Source organism: Escherichia sp. E2661 (genome assembly GCF_004745185.1).
In the GTDB taxonomy this organism is placed as follows: Bacteria; Pseudomonadota; Gammaproteobacteria; order Enterobacterales; family Enterobacteriaceae; genus Escherichia.
This window is the reverse complement of sequence record NZ_PDIG01000039.1, coordinates 49,207-64,215: the sequence shown is the minus strand read 5'-3', so window position 1 is coordinate 64,215 and position 15,009 is coordinate 49,207. Positions and strand designations below refer to the sequence as shown.

Below are 15,009 nucleotides of genomic sequence, written 5' to 3'. Positions count from 1 at the left end.
CGTGGTTCGCTTGTGACCAGTAAGCATGAGCGAATGGCTGGCAGGTGCTACCAACACCCACCAGCCGCCCATTTTCACAGCAGGAAACCGCCATTACTGGCAGCGTCTGAATTTATTCCCGTACCCGCCGTTATCCTTCGCCAGACCCGCCAGAACTAACTGGGTCAGTATTAACTGGCACCGGGCTTCGCTTACTCCGGTAGTTCTCGTCATCATGCGTGGCGTTACCCACTTGTCAGCAGGTAAGAAATGAAGGACTGCGGCGGCGGTTTCTGTCATATCTTGCTGTTTTAGCATGTCTTTTCCCCTTCTGGTTAACATGACATACCAATAACTCTTGTCTAAAAAGCCAGCAAGATAAAAAGTCAGTATTCACGACCACCAGCGTGTTTACTGTACTGCACCAAGTTTACAGGTACAAAAAAACCGCTCAGCGGCGGGTTTAAGTTGTGTGGCGAAGTAACCACTCTTAACAGCATATTTGATTTTTTACGATTGTAAACGGTTGATTATTCATCTCCAATAAAAATAATTGTGTGGGTATGCCCTTAACAATGGATAAGAAACATGAATAAAATGACTGTACTATTACTTAGCGCAACTATCATTTCAGGTTGTACTTCTTCCGTACCATTGATAAAGAAAACTCAATCAGGAAAACCTGAGGGGGTTTATCAAAATATGACAAAAGATAAAGTCAAAGATGCCCTTGTGAATTACTGCAATAGTAGAGGGTTGATAATTTACAACGCGGATAACAGCAGTGTTATATGTGGTAAAGAACTGGAAGGCGGCTCTGCTGTTTTTGGACAAATGTTAATCGGCAATGCCTATTCAACAACCCCGGTATCAAAAGTCAGATTTACTATCGCTCAAGTTAATAACGATACAAAAGTGTGGGCCGATATGTGGATGGAAACTCAAATGGCAATGGGGCAAGTACAACAAATGGCTATAACAGACAACGCAAGCAAAAACACTATCCAACAACGTCTTGATGAATTAAAACCTTAAGTAAATTAATTAAATAAAATGGGGAGAATAAATCGACTCCCCACACATTAAACTGATTCAATTACCCCCTCAATAAGAGGTCTTCTAACGATCCATCTCTAGCTCAATTTCTAACATCATTAACATGCCATCAACTACACCTTCAGCCTTTTGCAATAAACGCCCAACCCAGCAATCAGAACGCCCATGTTTACGGGCAAGCGCCATAAACGTCATACCACCTACATAATAATCCACTAATAAATCGTGCAAATCGCTGTTGTTCTTTTTCAGGCGAGCCATGCACCCACAAATGATCATCGCGTCATCGTCACAACATTGCGGGCGGGATTTTACTTTTGAAGGGATTAGTCCTTTAAATCCTGCAGCAATAGACGACCAGGTGACATCCTCGTGATTATTTGCCACCCATGCCCCCCAACGTTCCAAGAACCATTTGAATATCACGCATCAACTTTCTCCACAAAATCAGGCCAGCACGCCAATTGCCAGCGCACGATCGATAAAACGAAATATCAGCTCCAGCTGGGAGCCATACTTCTCTTCAAATGCCACGGTATCCGCATGCAGCTCGTCGTGATGCTTTCTGCACAAAGGCAACACAAAGAGGTCATGCGCTTTTGTACCCATTCCACCCTGACCGTGACCTATCAGGTGGTGGGGATCATCAGCAGGCTTACCACAACATGCACACGGCTGTGTCTTAACCCAGCGTGTGTACTTTTCATTAACCCAGCGGCGACGTTTTGGGCGTAACATAAAAGACTCCGGCGACTCCGGATCCACTTTCAGCGCCAGCACCTTTTTCACTTTATCCTGGATGATGCTGGTGGCAGGAACCGAAGGCACAAGGTCACTTTCCCGGGTAACAGACGGCACAACAGGCTTCGGTAATCTCAGTGCCTTACGGGCTGCACTTTCCGGTAAGGCATCCGCCAGATCATTACGAATCAGCCACCAGCACAGTTCCGGCATTGTCACAACGTGACTATCATCAAAACCGAGATCCCGACGCACAACAGACAACACCCAGCGGGCACAGTTATCCGTTGCCATTGATTCCAGCCGTTCCGTGAACTGATCGCGCAGCTGGTTATCGCAGTGCCAGCACAGACGGATTGCGCCCGGAGCGTGTCGCATTGTGGTCATGTTCTCGCTGTGCCAGTCGGAATGAGGCCACTGGCAGCCTTTTTCACGAAGTAACCAGCTTTCAAGACATTCCACGCCACCAGCACGACGGATCACTGCCTCATTGCGGAACACGGCCTGAACGGCAGGATCATCCGCCAGCGGTTGTGATGCCGCCGGAACGGCACCACTGGCGAAAGATGAATAACGTTCCGGCTCAGGCTCCAGCAGGACACGCCCCTGCATAAACAGGGGCATCAGCTCTGAACCTGGTCTGAACAATACGATCCCCATACGCGGGGCAATTTCAGGGGTCAGTAGTGCTCTCACGGTCACCTCAATGAACGGTATCGAGCAGCTTTAACAGCTCAGGGAATCGGGATTCGAAGAAATGCGGCTGCGTCTCGCGCGGATTTGCGGGGCTGGTGATGTTCTTACCGAACATGCAGCCTTTCGCCGTCAGCGACCAGAATTTTTTGATGTTGTTAATCGCGGTACGGCTGTATCGTTCACGTTGTTCAACGATCCCCAGCTTCGCCATCTGGTGATATGCCTGATTAGCTGTCAGGCGGATACCATACTGCTTCAGCAGTGCACTCAGTGACAGCGTGGGGCGGCTTGAGCCATCAGGCGCGTCAGCAGGAGCATCAATGGCATAGCGCGGTGCCAGATTCGGTAAGCCAACAGCCTCCTGGAGTTTCTGACAGGCACCAAGCACTGAAGAGTTAGACAGGTTTAATTCCCGGCGCATAAAGTCCAGCAGAATCACACCAGCCTGCATCTTGTCAGCAGCCTGTCCGGATAATTTATCCGGTGCGCTGGTTACCATGTCGAAAGTACGGATCACCTTCAGATGGAATGATGGACTGATCCACATTGCATAGGCATACACCAGTTCCTTGCAGACATACGTTCCCCGTTCATTTCCCCCATGAATCACACTCACCGGGTCAACACCCAAATTCTGGGTGTTGGTCAATTCATGAACAAGCTCAACAGTTTGTTGGCTGGAAAGAAACTTTCCTGGCTCCTTGGTTCTGGCATTTGCACCAGATGCTACTGCTGCGCGATGCAGATCGTTCAGGCTGTAACGCCCATAAGCATCACGACGAACTTCAATACCATCAATGACCATCAGATTATTCATACTTCGTTTCTCCTCTTAATCAGGCGGCTGCACCCGCCGTTTTCTCGTACTTACTGATAGTGATCTCGACCTTCCCTTCCGGGATAACTGGTCCCCACTCCACCAGCATTCTTTTCACCTGGCTGTCGTCTTCCCACACACCCGCGTGGGTCAGGGCGTCAAACAGCGCCTTGTTATAGTTGTCCAGATCGCGGATCCGGTTATCCGGAGGAAACAACACGATCTCCACTGAAGCAGGTGCCGACGTTGGTTTCGGCAGACGACGTAACTGCTCAACTATTGCAGCGCACGCCGCGCTCTGGAATTTTCGCCCCGCCGCGCTTATCAGGCTCTTACCAGCAAACGCCCCTTTGTTGGGGTGTCGCCAGTACGTGTTCACGCTGGGCGGAAAAGGCAGAATCAGCTTCATACTTTCAGGCCCCTCTCATGTAACCAGCGGGCTGCACGCAGCCTGGCGTTTTCCTCACCGGCAAGCAGTGAGCGGATAATCCCGACCACCTCGCTGTCGTCGTCCTTCACCGCGGTATGAAGCGTTATCCCCCGGGCCACACCACGCTTTATCGTGATGACGCCTTTTTTCTCCAGTGCGCGAAGATGCTCCACCGCTGCATTCACCGAACGGTATCCCAGCATGGTTGCCACCTCCTGATTGGTTGGCGGGAAGCCACGTTCTTTCTGATAAGAAATCAGCATATCCAGCACCTGCTGCTGGCATTGAGTTAACGTCGTCATGCCGCCATCTCCCTGACCAGTTTTTCCGCCTGCTGGCGAACCTGCGCCAGAAACGCCTCACCACATGCCTCAAGTTCATCGCGCCCGATGTAGCTGATTGCCGGTCCCTTCCAGGTCTTGTCGAAAACAGCAATAGCACCAGCGAAGAACGCTCCTGTCGGCACCTGCTTCTCGTCCTTCGGGATAAACCAGGCAGGCAGTTCAAAACCAATACGCCCGCGAATAAAAGCAATATGGTCCGCATCTTCCGGCCACCACACTTCGCTGGTGGCAGCTTTGATCAGGAAAACATAGCGCCCGCCCTTATCACGCATGGCACTGGCATGTTTCATGATGTAACGCATGCCGGTGATGTATTGCCCCTCATGCTGACTGGCGCGGCTGTATGGGGGATTACCAAAGGCAGCACCTTTAAGCTCCGCAAGACGTTCTGACCAGTCATGCGCCAGCGCGTTGTCTTCCGCCGTGTAATACGCAGCACATTTGGCGTTATCACCGTCAGTGAACAGATCCAGAACAAACGGGCCAAACAGGGTGTTAATTCCCCAGAAAATGTTGTCCGGCGTGCGCCACTGATCGCCCACTTCCTTCAGTTCATGGACTGGTTTGTTCCGCAGTTCCACCAGCGCCTGGCAATATTTATTACTCATTAAGCCCCCACGTAATTCCCTGACAGATACCACTCTTCACCCGATGCAGCGCGCTTGCTGCTTTTCCGTAAGCACCGCTCACGACGCGCCAGAAAATTGTTTCGTTCTGGCTGGGAGTGGCTTTCACGGAATGCCGCCATCCACACGGTTGCAGCACGACGGTATAAGCCCCTTGACTCCAGTTCTTCAGCCTGGCGGGTCAGGCACAAAATCACCCGTGGATCGTTAGTGCCGACATAGAAATTGCGCACAGGTCTGGTTTCACGAACTGGTTGTGGTTCCGGCTCCTGCGCTCTCTCAGTCAGGCGCGGGAAATGTCTGCGTGTATCCCCTTCACAACGGTGAGCCACACGCCCACTCTGACGTAACTTGCTTGCTGACTGCAGAACGCGCTGCCGTGAGTAACCTGTAAAAGCATCCGCAATGTCTCCGGAAGTACACCCCGGATGGGCTTCAATGAATTTCTGAACTTCATTCAAAAGACTCATGATCACCCCCTGAATCCTGCCGGGATCTGGCTGTAGTCCACGTTGTCGTAACTGGCTTTGAAGTACGGGTCCTCGCGTCTGGCTGAAGATACCGCAGGAACTTCCCAGGATTCTTCGAAATGACGATCCGGACCAAAGAACGTGACAGCCTGTTTCACAAATTGTGTGCCACTGTTACCCATCGCAGATACCCAGCCCGCGTAGCGTTTCACACCTTCCAGCATGGTTTCGGGGTTTACCCCCTCATTCAAACGGGCTTTCCAGGCTTTGAAGGCTGCAGATTTTGAATTGCCACCAGCACGTTTGGGATATGCCAGCCATGCCTGCTCAAACTCCGGAGAGTATTCCGGTCGGTTTGAACGAACTCGCACAGACTCATCAGCAGATGCACCAAAAGCTATTGGTTCATTGACTGATTCTTTGACTGGTTCAAAAGAGTGACTGGTTCTGGGTGAATCTCCTGCACTACCCCCTGGTGCAACTCCTGCACTACCTGGTGAATTTGCTGCACCAGATAGTGAATTATTTGCACTACCCCCTAGTGAATCTCCTGCACCATCCAGATGAAGGAGATAGATATTACTTGAGTTACCTTTTTCACCTTTCCGGGTGACTTTTTTTACCAGCCCGGACTCACAAAGGGCCGCAATATGATTCATCACAGAACGTTTGCTAATCTCGCACTGGTCAGCAATATGCTGGTAGCTGGGCCAGCACTCACCCTGATCGCTGGCATTATCAGCCAGCTTGATCAGAACCAGTTTTCGCAATGGATTACCCACTCGAATTTTCATCGCTTTAACCATCAGCTCCATACTCATGCTGCACCTCCGAGATGCTTCATGTTTTTTCCGGAGCGAAAGGCTATAAGCGGCATACTGACGCGGTAATTACGGCCCAGCGGTTCACAAATCACCTTCTGACATTCACGGTCAACCAGGCTAACACGTAGAACATGCCCTGCAGGCGTGGTGTACCACTGCCCAACTGTAGGAATTGATGTTTTTTTACGCTGAAGCAAACGGCAAATATTGAGAATCAACGGATTAAGCATGACGATGCCCTCCGCTGATATTAAGGAGACGGTGAATATGAAAATTAGCCTTATCCGCCAGACGAATACGTTCAGCCTGCAAGTTAAGAAGGGTTTCTACCAGAACCTGATGCGCCTGCGGATCCGAAAGAGTTACCTTGCGCAGAGCACGTAGTGCAGTTGTTACATAACTGAGTTTATGTAAGTCGTCATCATTCAGACGAGAGAGGGCTGGGACAGTAGCCATGATGGCAGCCTCCGTATGCAATGGATAACTTCCACCACCGGAAACGCCAATTTCGCTGGTGGTGAACTGAGCAGGGTTGGCGTAACCGGCGCATACGGAAACCGGCGCACCTTTCGGTGCCCCCACCCAGCCCACCATAATTTGGGTATAGCTGAGTTGTAGCAACAAAAAAGACGCTAACGCGCCAATTGTCGCCGTATGCAATTCCAGGACGCCAATCCCGGCACCCGCTTTATAAGGTGCCTGAACAGTGTAACGTCCCGGAATGGCAGAATCAATGTGCTGGTGGTCCTTCACACTCAACAAAATCACGCCTGAATTTCCACAAAGGACTAAAGCACTCATGCGGGTAGTCTTTGCGAAGATAGATAACGCGCTGTGTTTCTGGCTCCCAACGAATAACATGGACATAAAGCCCTCTTCCGTCACGAAACCAGCGGTTAAGTTCCTGCACAACTCGCCCCCCACAGTCAGGTAAAGTTCTCTGTGGTTACTTACAGCCAGGTGATTTGGTAATCTGCATTCATGCCGTAACAACAGGTGTTCAGCGACACTGACCACCAGCTGTTGCGACAAACGATTATTTGCCGTTAAACTGTTCATGCGTTAGTTTCTCCACAGACACAAAACGCCACGACGCCCGGAGCTGCACACTCGCGGGCGTCACTCTTTTCTGGAGCGCAAAAGATTTTGTAGACCAGTGCTGCATGCTCCTGGAGCTTCGAAATTGACAGATACAACTCATCATTAATTGCTGTCTGCTCGTGTGGCTCCACTACCCCATCTTCGATTGCCGAACGAATCTGCTTTGAGTAACTCCCGATCTGTTCGATGACTTCCAGCAGGCGCTGGTTTATATCGGCGTTCTCTACTTCCTCAATTTCAGGAAGCGATACAAACACCCCACCAGCAGACTGTGCGACAGCATCCGCAATGTAGTGAGTGCCAGCCGCGCGCTGTAAAATCATTGCCCATCCCAGCGGGAAAATCTGATCGCCATCTGCACGAAGGCGGTTGAATAAAGCGTTCTCTGTTACATCCAGCCACTCAGCAGCTTCAGCGTACCCCCCCGGCAACGCCGCGATAGTTTTTCTGACAGCTTTCACGTACCACTCAGGCTGTTTTTCTACTTTCCAGTGATGCTTACCCACGGTTAGCCTCATCGTTCTGTGGTTAAAAATTGAAGGTGTTCTGTTAATCTTTCGGATAGATATCCGGTCTTAAGTCAGATTTCGTAATTGCACCTGACGTGCATTGCTCAAGTTTTTTAGCCAGCACAAAACTGGCTTTTTTATAACCATTGAAAACCAGCCGTAAGTAGCCTGGTGTTGAGCCAACTTTTCCGGCCAACTCGCCCTGCTGTTCTTTGGTTAAAGAGTCCCAATACGCTTTCATACAATATGTACCTCCGATGTACATATTACATGATTAAAATGAACCTTCAAGATACTTGTACCTTAACGGTACAAGGGTTTTAATTTCATTATGAAAACAGTCCATGACATCCGGCGGTCTAACGCCAGAAAACTGAGAGATGGTGTTGGCGGGAATTCTTCCTTTGCCACCATGATTGATCGCGAGCCAACCCAGACCAGCAGGTTTATGGGAGATGGTGCAACTAAAAATATCGGTGACAGCATGGCACGGCACATCGAAAAATGTTTCGACCTGCCTGTCGGATGGCTTGATCAAGAACACCAGACAACGAACATCACAAAAAAACCTGATGTTTCAATCACTAACAAACAAATAACGTTAGTCCCTGTCATATCATGGGTACAGGCCGGAGCATGGAAAGAAGTTGGCTATTCTGAGGTTGATTTGAGCACAGCAGAAACTTATCCCTGCCCTGTACCCTGTGGCGAAATGACTTATATCTTGCGGGTGATTGGTGATTCAATGATTGATGAGTACCGCCCGGGAGACATGATTTTTGTTGATCCTGAAGTCCCTGCCTGCCACGGTGACGACGTTATTGCATTGATGCACGATACAGGCGAAACCACCTTCAAGCGGTTGATAGAAGATGGAACACAGCGTTACCTCAAAGCATTAAACCCAAACTGGCCTGAACCTTACATTAAGATCAACGGTAATTGCTCTATAATTGGTACAGTGATTTTCTCGGGAAAACCAAGAAGATACAAAATAAAGGCCTAATCAATATTTATGAACCTGCTTCGGCAGGTTTTTTTATACTTGACAATGTACCTTTGAGATACATAATGTATCCAAAAGAAACATGCAACAGGCAAGATTCAAACAAAATTTGGTTGTAACACGGCGTATGGCACATGCGTCGTTAGCGGTCTGGGGACGTTAAAGGGGACAATCCACTCCTTGCTCGGGCAAACAAACCAGGTAGCCGGAATGTGCAAGTCAATGATGATGCTGATAAGACGCCTAACCAGCGTGGCGATTCGGTTTGACGCCTGGGAAGAGACCAGGGTGCAACGATAAGAGCATTTATGGAGCCGCGACAAAGTGTGGTGCCGTAACTGGCTAAGTGCTCTCAGCGTTGTGGTAATCCGCGAAATGGCGCGGCGGTAAGTATGGCGGGGTTACTCTTTCCCCGTTGAGGACACCGGATTGTCAGGTTGACCATACGCCTGAGTGACAACCCCGCCACAACTGCCACTGCGTTGGCGGTACCAGCTTGTACCCTTGCTTCCGGCTGGTACCGTCCTTTTTACAAAACAGAGAAGAGCATCACCGGACGACGGGCTCATAACCCAATCCATCCGGGCGGCAGTCACCGCAGGTGTTCTTCTCTGTTTTGTGGAGAAACCAACCGACCTTGCAGGGTCGATATGATGAGGAGCAGCAAAATGGCTAGCGAACGCAGTACCAACGTGCAGGAATTTATCGTAGAACTGGACGGCGGCGTATTTGAAACCAAACTCGGCGCAGTTCTCAGTGAAGTCGCTTCCGGTGTGATGAACACGAAAAACAAAGGTAAAGTCTCGGTCAATCTGGACATCGAACCGTTTGATGAGAACCGTGTGAAAATCAAACACAAACTCTCATATGTTCGCCCGACTAACCGCGGGAAAATTTCCGAAGAAGACACCACCGAAACGCCGATGTATGTCAATCGCGGTGGTCGCCTGACTATTCTGCAGGAAGACCAGGGACAATTACTGACTCTTGCCGGTGAACCTGACGGAAAACTCCGCGCAGCAGGTCATTAATATCGTTCTTAATTAACCGATTATTTATCTCATCACTGAATATCTTTATATAGTGAGGACTTATTATGTCTCAGAACTTAGACGCAACCGCAATTAATCAAATCCATGCCCTTATTTCTGCTCAGGGTGTTAATGAAATTATCAGTAAGATTGGTGCCGATGCTGTGGCATTGCCTGAGAATTTCCGCATTCATGATCTGGAAAAATTTAATTTAAATCGCTTCCGTTTCCGTGGTGCGCTTTCCACTGCCAGCATCGATGACTTTACCCGTTATTCTAAAGATCTTGCAGATGAAGGCACCCGCTGCTTTATCGATGCCGATAATATGCGAGCAGTCAGTGTGCTTAACCTGGGTACTATTGATGAACCAGGTCACGCAGATAACACCGCCACTCTCAAACTGAAAAAGACAGCACCGTTCTCTGCCCTGTTGTCTGTTAACGGCGAGCGTAACTCCCAGAAGTCACTGGCAGAATGGATTGAAGACTGGGCCGACTACCTTGTGGGCTTTGATGCTAATGGTGACGCTATTCAGGCAACAAAAGCGGCTGCGGCAGTCCGTAAAATCACGATTGAAGCAAACAAGACCGCTGATTTTGAAGATAATGACTTCAGCGGCAAACGCTCCCTGATGGAGTCTGTCGAAGCGAAAACCAAAGACATTATGCCAGTGGCATTTGAATTTAAATGCGTTCCGTTTGAAGGCCTGAAAGAACGTCCGTTTAAATTACGCCTCAGCATTATCACTGGCGATCGTCCTGTACTGGTTCTGCGCATTATTCAGCTGGAAGCAGTGCAGGAAGAAATGGCTAACGAATTTCGTGATCTGCTTGTTGAGAAATTCAAAGACAGCAAAGTAGAAACCTTTATTGGTACTTTCACCGCCTGATTTCATTACTGCAAATGCCCCTGCGGGGGCATTTATGGAAACGTAATTGACTCAATAATCGCCGGATGGTGAGGGCTTCCTTTTACCAGAATTCAGCGCGGTGCAGCGCATATACGTGGAGAACAAAATGTCATTTATTAAAACTTTTTCCGGGAAGCATTTTTATTATGACAAGATAAATAAAGACGACATCGATATTAACGATATCGCGGTTTCCCTTTCAAATATCTGTCGCTTTGCCGGTCATCTTTCACACTTCTACAGCGTCGCCCAACATGCGGTTCTTTGCAGCCAGCTGGTGCCGCAGGAATTTGCTTTTGAAGCGTTAATGCATGATGCAACAGAAGCGTATTGCCAGGACATTCCCGCACCACTGAAACGCCTTCTTCCTGACTATAAACGGATGGAAGAAAAAATAGACGCCGTAATCCGTGAGAAATACGGGTTACCTCCGGTTATGAGCACGCCAGTGAAATATGCCGATCTCATTATGCTGGCAACCGAACGCCGCGATCTCGGACTTGATGATGGCTCTTTCTGGCCTGTACTGGAAGGTATCCCGACAACAGAGATGTTCAAAGTGATTCCACTGGCACCGGGCCATGCCTACTGGATGTTTATGGAACGTTTTAACGAGTTATCGGAGTTACGCAAATGCGCATGAATGTTTTCGAAATGGAAGGGTTTCTTCGTGGGAGATGTGTACCGCGAGACCTGAAAGTGAATGAAACAGATGCTGAATACCTGGTGCGTAAATTCGATGCGCTTGAAGCTAAATGTGCGGCACTGGAAAACAAAGTAATACCAGTGTCAACTGCACTGCCACCAGCAAATGAAAGTGTTTTGTTATTCGATGCTAACGGAGAAGGCTGGCTAATTGGCTGGCGTTCTCTCTGGTACACCTGGGGGCAAAAAGAAACCGGAGAATGGCAGTGGACATTTCAGGTCGGGGACCTTGAAAACGTCAATATCACTCACTGGGCAGTAATGCCGAAAGCACCGGAGAATAAGAAATGAGCGTACTGGAAACAAAAGCGAACCAACAAACCACTATAAGCGATAAGAGCCTGACCGAGCTGATTGCCGCTGCTGACAAAATGCTGGGTATGCGTTCGCCGGTTGTAGACAGCGAGTGGTGGACGCTCTTACGGCAGTCCCTGATTGAACTTCAGGAGCGCCGCAAAAACAGCATTTCTGAATCTGGAATCCGTGCTGAAACCCTGAATGATTTAATCCGACATATTGACAGAAACCTGGATATTGACGCGATGAAATCGCCGTTTGAACTGTCATCTGAAATTGTGGATTACGTTAATAAGCAACTGCACAAGGAGAATACGTAATGCAGGTGGCATTTGTTGGCCTGTTACCGCATCCGATCCGCCTTTGGGCGGATATGTCACTCATAAAACCACATTTTTTTTACTACTGATGGCGGCATCCCGGCACCAAAGCGCCGCCATACAGGTATTGCGGCGGCACGACGTGCAGCAAAGAAACGCAGGAGAGCAAAACGATGAAAAACCGTAAAGCAAAACGACTTTTTTTACAGCGACCTGTGCGTGTGGTGGAGCTGGTTATCAGCAACCATAAGATAGCGGTATTCCATCCATTTGGTCAGGTGGCTTTTGCCGCAAAGCGTAAGCCTAGCGCGTCACAGAACAGGCGGAAGAAAGGGTACGCAGTAAGATGAAAAACCGTAAAGCAAAAATTCTTTTGACCTGTAGAAACGCGCGCGGCGTCCAGCAATGGTTAAAACTCAGTAACCGCAGAATGGGATTGTTCACAAACACGGCTGATATCGTGATGTGTTCTCTTAACAAACCCAGCGCGGCGCAAAACCGCTGGAAAAACCACGGGCGCACTAAAGGAGAGTGATATGACCACTATTACCAGAGAAAGCGCGGAGATTAAATCATTCATCACTGGTTTCCTGAGCGACCCGGCGCACGATAACCAATCGTCAAACAGTCTGCTTGCTAATGTGTTTCGTATCGCACTGGCATCACTGGAAGCAGAGCCGATAGCATGGACTGATGACGAAGAGTTACGAGACGTCGAGCGGATTGGTTGCGGCTACATATTGCCGTGTCCGCCAGATAAATACGCGGACCCGCGCCGAGTTATTCCGTTGTATCGCTATCCTCCAGCACCGGTAGCTCCAGATGGTTGGATAAGCTGTAGTGAGCGAATGCCGAACGACGCGCAGTGGTGCGTAGTGGACACAGAAGGCGGGTATTACGTGCAATGCTGGTCTGAAGGTCAAGGATGGCTTGGAGATGACATCAACCTAAGTAATTGCGATGTAATCAGATGGATGCCGATACAAGAACCGAAGCAGGAGGTGGAGTGATGAACAACTTAATGATCGACCTTGAGACGATGGGGAAAAATAAGGATGCACCGATCGTTTCCATTGGCGCAGTGTTCTTCACCCCAGAAACAGGAGATATCGGACAAGAATTCTATACGGTTGTTAGCCTGGAAAGTGCTATGGAGCAAGGGGCCACACCTGACGGCGATACCATCCTGTGGTGGTTGAAACAAAGCCCTGAAGCACGAGCTGCAATCTGTATTGATGATACTTTATCGATCAGCGATGCACTCTCTGAACTGAGCCATTTCATTAATCGGCACGCGGACAATACGAAATATTTAAAAGTCTGGGGTAACGGAGCCAACTTCGACAACGTAATTTTACGCGGAGCTTATGAGCGAGCAGGACAAATCTGCCCATGGGCGTACTGGAATGATCACGATGTACGCACGATCGTTACGCTTGGGCGTTCCATCGGATTCGACCCCAAAATGGACATGCCTTTCGATGGCGAACGGCACAACGCCCTAGCTGATGCTCGTCATCAGGCAAAATATGTTTCCGCTATCTGGCAGAAATTAATTCCTGCCACCAGCACAGAATTATGATTTTCCCGGGTGCAGCCGGTTTTGATGGAGAAAATTATGAACACCTTGTTTTTACTGATGGCTGAATTCAATACCCCTAACATTGAACTCTCAGCAGTTAGCCAAAAGTACTTTGGCATGAGCCCAGCCACGGCAGAAGCAAAAGCAAACGCTTGTAAGTTGCCCGTTCCAACATATCGCATCGGCACATCACAAAAAGCAAAACGTTGCATCAATATTCAGGATCTTGCGGAATACATAGACAAAAGACGAGAAGAAGGACGAGCTGAGTGGGAAAAGGTCAGAACGGATAAACAAAAATATAACTAAACTAAAACCATGAATAACCCGTGTATATACGGGTTATTTTTCTTTATCGCCATCTTTTCTTGATTTGAACAATCCACTAACAACGAAACCAACCAAACCAACAATGCTAATTGTACTTGTACCTAGTAATGCAACGATTGCTTCAACTGGAGGCTTTCCTTCATGAGCAATAAGAAACGATACAAACATTACGGCTACAAATAAGCACCACCACGACATAAAACAAACCGTGAATGATGCCATTTTTGTCCGAAGTTCATTGTCTATTTCTTTACCAGTTGCGTCAGCTATCTTATCGCGTACTTGTGATTTGAGCATATCAAGCTGAGCTTGAAGACTGTCCATTCTGTGCTGCTGCATAAACTCATGCAATGCACCTGTATTAGAACCAAACTCTTCTTCCTCCAGAATAGCTTTATTTTCTGAAGAAGAATCATCATCGCTCTCATGATTAGACGGCTCAAATGCAGATTTAAAAACCTGTTCTTGACTGTCAGTATAGTTTAAGGATGCTTCAGAGCGACCATTTTCAACACCTGCAGCCGCTCCGATAAGTTTATAGATATCTGAATTGCGAGACATGTCATCCCTGAATATTACTTTTTCAGAGGCCCTGACATTGCTGTCGGTTATTCAATAAATCATGATAATAAGTCTTGATCGCATCATCTGGGATGATTGACGAGCCAATACCATTATAAGTTTGTGACCAAGGCGTACCTGGCATATGAGTTAGAGTTGATAACTCAATTCCATTTTTCGAGCCGTAAAATTTATAAACAGCCCCTATAATGCTCTCTGCTTGCGGATCCATAGTAACAATGCCACCAAAAGGAGCTACTGCTACATTCGTAACAGGCTTATTCCCATAATCTTTGAAAGCATCGTACATTCCGGGAATAACCGGACCGTACTTCCACGCAGAGACACATTCGTTGAGCAAAGGCTTACCTGTTAATGCTAAATAGTAACCATGGGCAATATAAGTAAGCTTCTGCAGTTGCATGTGGGTCAGAGGATTATGATGTTGGTTTCCCAACGTTATGAATTTATTGGCTATTTGTACCGGGCTGTACATAACCACCCTCCTCATTACACTGAATGTGCAAACAGTATCATCACTGTTATCTCAACCTAGCACGAACAAAAAAAATTTTGGAAGATTGCAAGAGCAAATCACTGTGTTTATAACCAGTAAACAACTGTACATATACACAGGTTACAAATTGGTGGCGAATTATACCTGCAGACGTTG

The 15,009-nt window shown here is 48.3% G+C and carries 27 protein-coding genes and 1 pseudogene; 12 read left to right on the top strand and 16 right to left on the bottom strand.

All coding sequences use genetic code 11. The features are described 5' to 3' along the window. Positions 1–93: 93 nt before the first annotated feature. Entirely contained in the window at positions 94–297 is a 204-nt protein-coding gene (locus CRI63_RS24590) for a hypothetical protein (protein ID WP_000917724.1), read from the bottom strand. A 270-nt stretch (positions 298–567) separates the two neighbouring features. Between CRI63_RS24590 and CRI63_RS22050 the strand changes: the two genes are divergently transcribed. Beyond that, positions 568–1,014 (top strand): hypothetical protein, encoded by a 447-nt coding sequence (locus CRI63_RS22050; RefSeq protein ID WP_089591643.1) that lies wholly within the window; start codon positions 568–570, stop codon positions 1,012–1,014. Between the two features lie 84 nt (positions 1,015–1,098). On the opposite strand, the pseudogene CRI63_RS22045 reads toward CRI63_RS22050, so the two are convergent. The 13 genes and pseudogenes from CRI63_RS22045 to CRI63_RS21990 form a co-directional block, all read right to left on the bottom strand. Continuing rightward, positions 1,099–1,465: pseudogene (locus CRI63_RS22045) on the bottom strand (antiterminator Q family protein). Positions 1,466–1,482: 17 nt separating this feature from the next. Beyond that, a complete protein-coding gene (locus tag CRI63_RS22040; protein WP_024201531.1) occupies positions 1,483–2,472 on the bottom strand; it encodes a DUF968 domain-containing protein in 990 nt (329 codons plus the stop codon). Between the two features lie 7 nt (positions 2,473–2,479). Further along, positions 2,480–3,289: a KilA-N domain-containing protein gene (locus CRI63_RS22035; RefSeq protein WP_049027778.1), complete on the bottom strand. Its 810-nt coding sequence runs from the start codon at positions 3,287–3,289 to the stop codon at positions 2,480–2,482. Positions 3,290–3,308: 19 nt separating this feature from the next. Then, entirely contained in the window at positions 3,309–3,698 is a 390-nt protein-coding gene (locus CRI63_RS22030) for a RusA family crossover junction endodeoxyribonuclease (RefSeq protein ID WP_000767113.1), read from the bottom strand. After that, entirely contained in the window at positions 3,695–4,021 is a 327-nt protein-coding gene (locus CRI63_RS22025) for a LexA family transcriptional regulator (RefSeq protein WP_135520810.1), read from the bottom strand. The genes CRI63_RS22030 and CRI63_RS22025 overlap by 4 nt, the downstream gene beginning before the upstream one ends. Beyond that, positions 4,018–4,671 (bottom strand): phage N-6-adenine-methyltransferase, encoded by a 654-nt coding sequence (locus CRI63_RS22020; protein ID WP_021527493.1) that lies wholly within the window; start codon positions 4,669–4,671, stop codon positions 4,018–4,020. Before CRI63_RS22020 ends, CRI63_RS22025 begins: the two co-directional genes overlap by 4 nt. Further along, positions 4,671–5,165 carry a PerC family transcriptional regulator gene (locus tag CRI63_RS22015; protein ID WP_135489589.1) on the bottom strand — a complete coding sequence of 165 codons (495 nt, stop codon included), beginning with the start codon at positions 5,163–5,165 and terminating at the stop codon, positions 4,671–4,673. The genes CRI63_RS22020 and CRI63_RS22015 overlap by 1 nt, the downstream gene beginning before the upstream one ends. Continuing rightward, positions 5,162–5,980: a helix-turn-helix domain-containing protein gene (locus tag CRI63_RS22010; protein ID WP_135520808.1), complete on the bottom strand. Its 819-nt coding sequence runs from the start codon at positions 5,978–5,980 to the stop codon at positions 5,162–5,164. The genes CRI63_RS22015 and CRI63_RS22010 overlap by 4 nt, the downstream gene beginning before the upstream one ends. Continuing rightward, positions 5,977–6,213: a hypothetical protein gene (locus tag CRI63_RS22005; protein ID WP_000933942.1), complete on the bottom strand. Its 237-nt coding sequence runs from the start codon at positions 6,211–6,213 to the stop codon at positions 5,977–5,979. Before CRI63_RS22005 ends, CRI63_RS22010 begins: the two co-directional genes overlap by 4 nt. Further along, complete coding sequence (locus CRI63_RS22000; protein ID WP_071852438.1) at positions 6,206–6,784, bottom strand: ash family protein; 579 nt, start codon at positions 6,782–6,784, stop codon at positions 6,206–6,208. The genes CRI63_RS22005 and CRI63_RS22000 overlap by 8 nt, the downstream gene beginning before the upstream one ends. Beyond that, a complete protein-coding gene (locus tag CRI63_RS24585) occupies positions 6,714–6,893 on the bottom strand; it encodes a DUF4222 domain-containing protein (RefSeq protein ID WP_001341559.1) in 180 nt (59 codons plus the stop codon). Before CRI63_RS24585 ends, CRI63_RS22000 begins: the two co-directional genes overlap by 71 nt. A 145-nt stretch (positions 6,894–7,038) precedes the next feature. Next, positions 7,039–7,590 carry a protein YmfL gene (ymfL, locus tag CRI63_RS21995; protein ID WP_000515860.1) on the bottom strand — a complete coding sequence of 184 codons (552 nt, stop codon included), beginning with the start codon at positions 7,588–7,590 and terminating at the stop codon, positions 7,039–7,041. A gap of 43 nt (positions 7,591–7,633) precedes the next feature. Further along, the gene (locus CRI63_RS21990; RefSeq protein ID WP_000649477.1) at positions 7,634–7,834 is read right to left on the bottom strand and encodes a YdaS family helix-turn-helix protein; all 201 of its coding nucleotides are present in this window, start codon (positions 7,832–7,834) and stop codon (positions 7,634–7,636) included. Positions 7,835–7,924: 90 nt separating this feature from the next. Here CRI63_RS21990 and CRI63_RS21985 point away from each other — a divergent pair, with 90 nt between their 5' ends. The 11 genes from CRI63_RS21985 (at position 7,925) to CRI63_RS21930 (ending at position 13,754) form a co-directional block, all read left to right on the top strand. Next, on the top strand, positions 7,925–8,599 hold the full coding sequence (locus CRI63_RS21985; RefSeq protein ID WP_000859462.1) for a LexA family transcriptional repressor: 675 nt from the start codon (positions 7,925–7,927) through the stop codon (positions 8,597–8,599). A 668-nt stretch (positions 8,600–9,267) separates the two neighbouring features. Then, complete coding sequence (locus CRI63_RS21970; RefSeq protein ID WP_024231413.1) at positions 9,268–9,630, top strand: hypothetical protein; 363 nt, start codon at positions 9,268–9,270, stop codon at positions 9,628–9,630. A gap of 65 nt (positions 9,631–9,695) precedes the next feature. After that, positions 9,696–10,520: a DUF2303 family protein gene (locus CRI63_RS21965; protein WP_135520804.1), complete on the top strand. Its 825-nt coding sequence runs from the start codon at positions 9,696–9,698 to the stop codon at positions 10,518–10,520. A gap of 127 nt (positions 10,521–10,647) precedes the next feature. Next, positions 10,648–11,184 (top strand): 5'-deoxynucleotidase, encoded by a 537-nt coding sequence (gene yfdR, locus CRI63_RS21960; RefSeq protein WP_135520802.1) that lies wholly within the window; start codon positions 10,648–10,650, stop codon positions 11,182–11,184. Further along, the gene (locus CRI63_RS21955; RefSeq protein WP_135520800.1) at positions 11,175–11,537 is read left to right on the top strand and encodes a hypothetical protein; all 363 of its coding nucleotides are present in this window, start codon (positions 11,175–11,177) and stop codon (positions 11,535–11,537) included. The genes yfdR and CRI63_RS21955 overlap by 10 nt, the downstream gene beginning before the upstream one ends. Further along, a complete protein-coding gene (locus CRI63_RS21950) occupies positions 11,534–11,863 on the top strand; it encodes a hypothetical protein (RefSeq protein WP_135520798.1) in 330 nt (109 codons plus the stop codon). Before CRI63_RS21955 ends, CRI63_RS21950 begins: the two co-directional genes overlap by 4 nt. 173 nt (positions 11,864–12,036) lie before the next feature. Next, positions 12,037–12,213, top strand: coding sequence for a hypothetical protein (locus CRI63_RS24035; RefSeq protein ID WP_167852329.1), 177 nt, complete (start codon positions 12,037–12,039; stop codon positions 12,211–12,213). After that, positions 12,210–12,398 carry a hypothetical protein gene (locus CRI63_RS21945; RefSeq protein WP_135520796.1) on the top strand — a complete coding sequence of 63 codons (189 nt, stop codon included), beginning with the start codon at positions 12,210–12,212 and terminating at the stop codon, positions 12,396–12,398. The genes CRI63_RS24035 and CRI63_RS21945 overlap by 4 nt, the downstream gene beginning before the upstream one ends. Before the next feature lies 1 nt (position 12,399). Then, positions 12,400–12,873 carry a DUF551 domain-containing protein gene (locus CRI63_RS21940; RefSeq protein ID WP_135520794.1) on the top strand — a complete coding sequence of 158 codons (474 nt, stop codon included), beginning with the start codon at positions 12,400–12,402 and terminating at the stop codon, positions 12,871–12,873. Continuing rightward, complete coding sequence (locus CRI63_RS21935) at positions 12,873–13,445, top strand: 3'-5' exonuclease (RefSeq protein WP_135520792.1); 573 nt, start codon at positions 12,873–12,875, stop codon at positions 13,443–13,445. The genes CRI63_RS21940 and CRI63_RS21935 overlap by 1 nt, the downstream gene beginning before the upstream one ends. A 36-nt stretch (positions 13,446–13,481) precedes the next feature. Further along, positions 13,482–13,754, top strand: a complete 273-nt coding sequence (locus CRI63_RS21930) for a pyocin activator PrtN family protein (RefSeq protein ID WP_001093911.1) — start codon at positions 13,482–13,484, stop codon at positions 13,752–13,754. A gap of 33 nt (positions 13,755–13,787) precedes the next feature. Here CRI63_RS21930 and CRI63_RS21925 read toward each other — a convergent pair whose 3' ends face one another. Both CRI63_RS21925 and CRI63_RS21920 read right to left on the bottom strand, forming a co-directional pair. Next, positions 13,788–14,336 carry a hypothetical protein gene (locus CRI63_RS21925; protein ID WP_053878051.1) on the bottom strand — a complete coding sequence of 183 codons (549 nt, stop codon included), beginning with the start codon at positions 14,334–14,336 and terminating at the stop codon, positions 13,788–13,790. A gap of 22 nt (positions 14,337–14,358) precedes the next feature. Then, a complete protein-coding gene (locus CRI63_RS21920) occupies positions 14,359–14,832 on the bottom strand; it encodes a type II toxin-antitoxin system antitoxin SocA domain-containing protein (protein WP_059242328.1) in 474 nt (157 codons plus the stop codon). Between the last annotated feature and the right edge of the window lie 177 nt (positions 14,833–15,009).

What these genes read in the sequence shown, in the direction of transcription:
- CRI63_RS24590 (WP_000917724.1), bottom strand. Translation starts at nt 297, where the DNA reads ATGCTAAAACAGCAAGATATGACAGAAACCGCCGCCGCAGTCCTTCAT.
- CRI63_RS22050 (WP_089591643.1), top strand. Translation starts at nt 568, where the DNA reads ATGAATAAAATGACTGTACTATTACTTAGCGCAACTATCATTTCAGGT.
- CRI63_RS22035 (WP_049027778.1), bottom strand. Translation starts at nt 3,289, where the DNA reads ATGAATAATCTGATGGTCATTGATGGTATTGAAGTTCGTCGTGATGCT.
- CRI63_RS22030 (WP_000767113.1), bottom strand. Translation starts at nt 3,698, where the DNA reads ATGAAGCTGATTCTGCCTTTTCCGCCCAGCGTGAACACGTACTGGCGA.
- CRI63_RS22025 (WP_135520810.1), bottom strand. Translation starts at nt 4,021, where the DNA reads ATGACGACGTTAACTCAATGCCAGCAGCAGGTGCTGGATATGCTGATT.
- CRI63_RS22020 (WP_021527493.1), bottom strand. Translation starts at nt 4,671, where the DNA reads ATGAGTAATAAATATTGCCAGGCGCTGGTGGAACTGCGGAACAAACCA.
- CRI63_RS22010 (WP_135520808.1), bottom strand. Translation starts at nt 5,980, where the DNA reads ATGAGTATGGAGCTGATGGTTAAAGCGATGAAAATTCGAGTGGGTAAT.
- CRI63_RS22005 (WP_000933942.1), bottom strand. Translation starts at nt 6,213, where the DNA reads ATGCTTAATCCGTTGATTCTCAATATTTGCCGTTTGCTTCAGCGTAAA.
- CRI63_RS22000 (WP_071852438.1), bottom strand. Translation starts at nt 6,784, where the DNA reads ATGAGTGCTTTAGTCCTTTGTGGAAATTCAGGCGTGATTTTGTTGAGT.
- CRI63_RS21990 (WP_000649477.1), bottom strand. Translation starts at nt 7,834, where the DNA reads ATGAAAGCGTATTGGGACTCTTTAACCAAAGAACAGCAGGGCGAGTTG.
- CRI63_RS21985 (WP_000859462.1), top strand. Translation starts at nt 7,925, where the DNA reads ATGAAAACAGTCCATGACATCCGGCGGTCTAACGCCAGAAAACTGAGA.
- CRI63_RS21970 (WP_024231413.1), top strand. Translation starts at nt 9,268, where the DNA reads ATGGCTAGCGAACGCAGTACCAACGTGCAGGAATTTATCGTAGAACTG.
- CRI63_RS21965 (WP_135520804.1), top strand. Translation starts at nt 9,696, where the DNA reads ATGTCTCAGAACTTAGACGCAACCGCAATTAATCAAATCCATGCCCTT.
- yfdR (WP_135520802.1), top strand. Translation starts at nt 10,648, where the DNA reads ATGTCATTTATTAAAACTTTTTCCGGGAAGCATTTTTATTATGACAAG.
- CRI63_RS21955 (WP_135520800.1), top strand. Translation starts at nt 11,175, where the DNA reads ATGCGCATGAATGTTTTCGAAATGGAAGGGTTTCTTCGTGGGAGATGT.
- CRI63_RS21950 (WP_135520798.1), top strand. Translation starts at nt 11,534, where the DNA reads ATGAGCGTACTGGAAACAAAAGCGAACCAACAAACCACTATAAGCGAT.
- CRI63_RS24035 (WP_167852329.1), top strand. Translation starts at nt 12,037, where the DNA reads ATGAAAAACCGTAAAGCAAAACGACTTTTTTTACAGCGACCTGTGCGT.
- CRI63_RS21945 (WP_135520796.1), top strand. Translation starts at nt 12,210, where the DNA reads ATGAAAAACCGTAAAGCAAAAATTCTTTTGACCTGTAGAAACGCGCGC.
- CRI63_RS21940 (WP_135520794.1), top strand. Translation starts at nt 12,400, where the DNA reads ATGACCACTATTACCAGAGAAAGCGCGGAGATTAAATCATTCATCACT.
- CRI63_RS21935 (WP_135520792.1), top strand. Translation starts at nt 12,873, where the DNA reads ATGAACAACTTAATGATCGACCTTGAGACGATGGGGAAAAATAAGGAT.
- CRI63_RS21930 (WP_001093911.1), top strand. Translation starts at nt 13,482, where the DNA reads ATGAACACCTTGTTTTTACTGATGGCTGAATTCAATACCCCTAACATT.
- CRI63_RS21925 (WP_053878051.1), bottom strand. Translation starts at nt 14,336, where the DNA reads ATGTCTCGCAATTCAGATATCTATAAACTTATCGGAGCGGCTGCAGGT.
- CRI63_RS21920 (WP_059242328.1), bottom strand. Translation starts at nt 14,832, where the DNA reads ATGTACAGCCCGGTACAAATAGCCAATAAATTCATAACGTTGGGAAAC.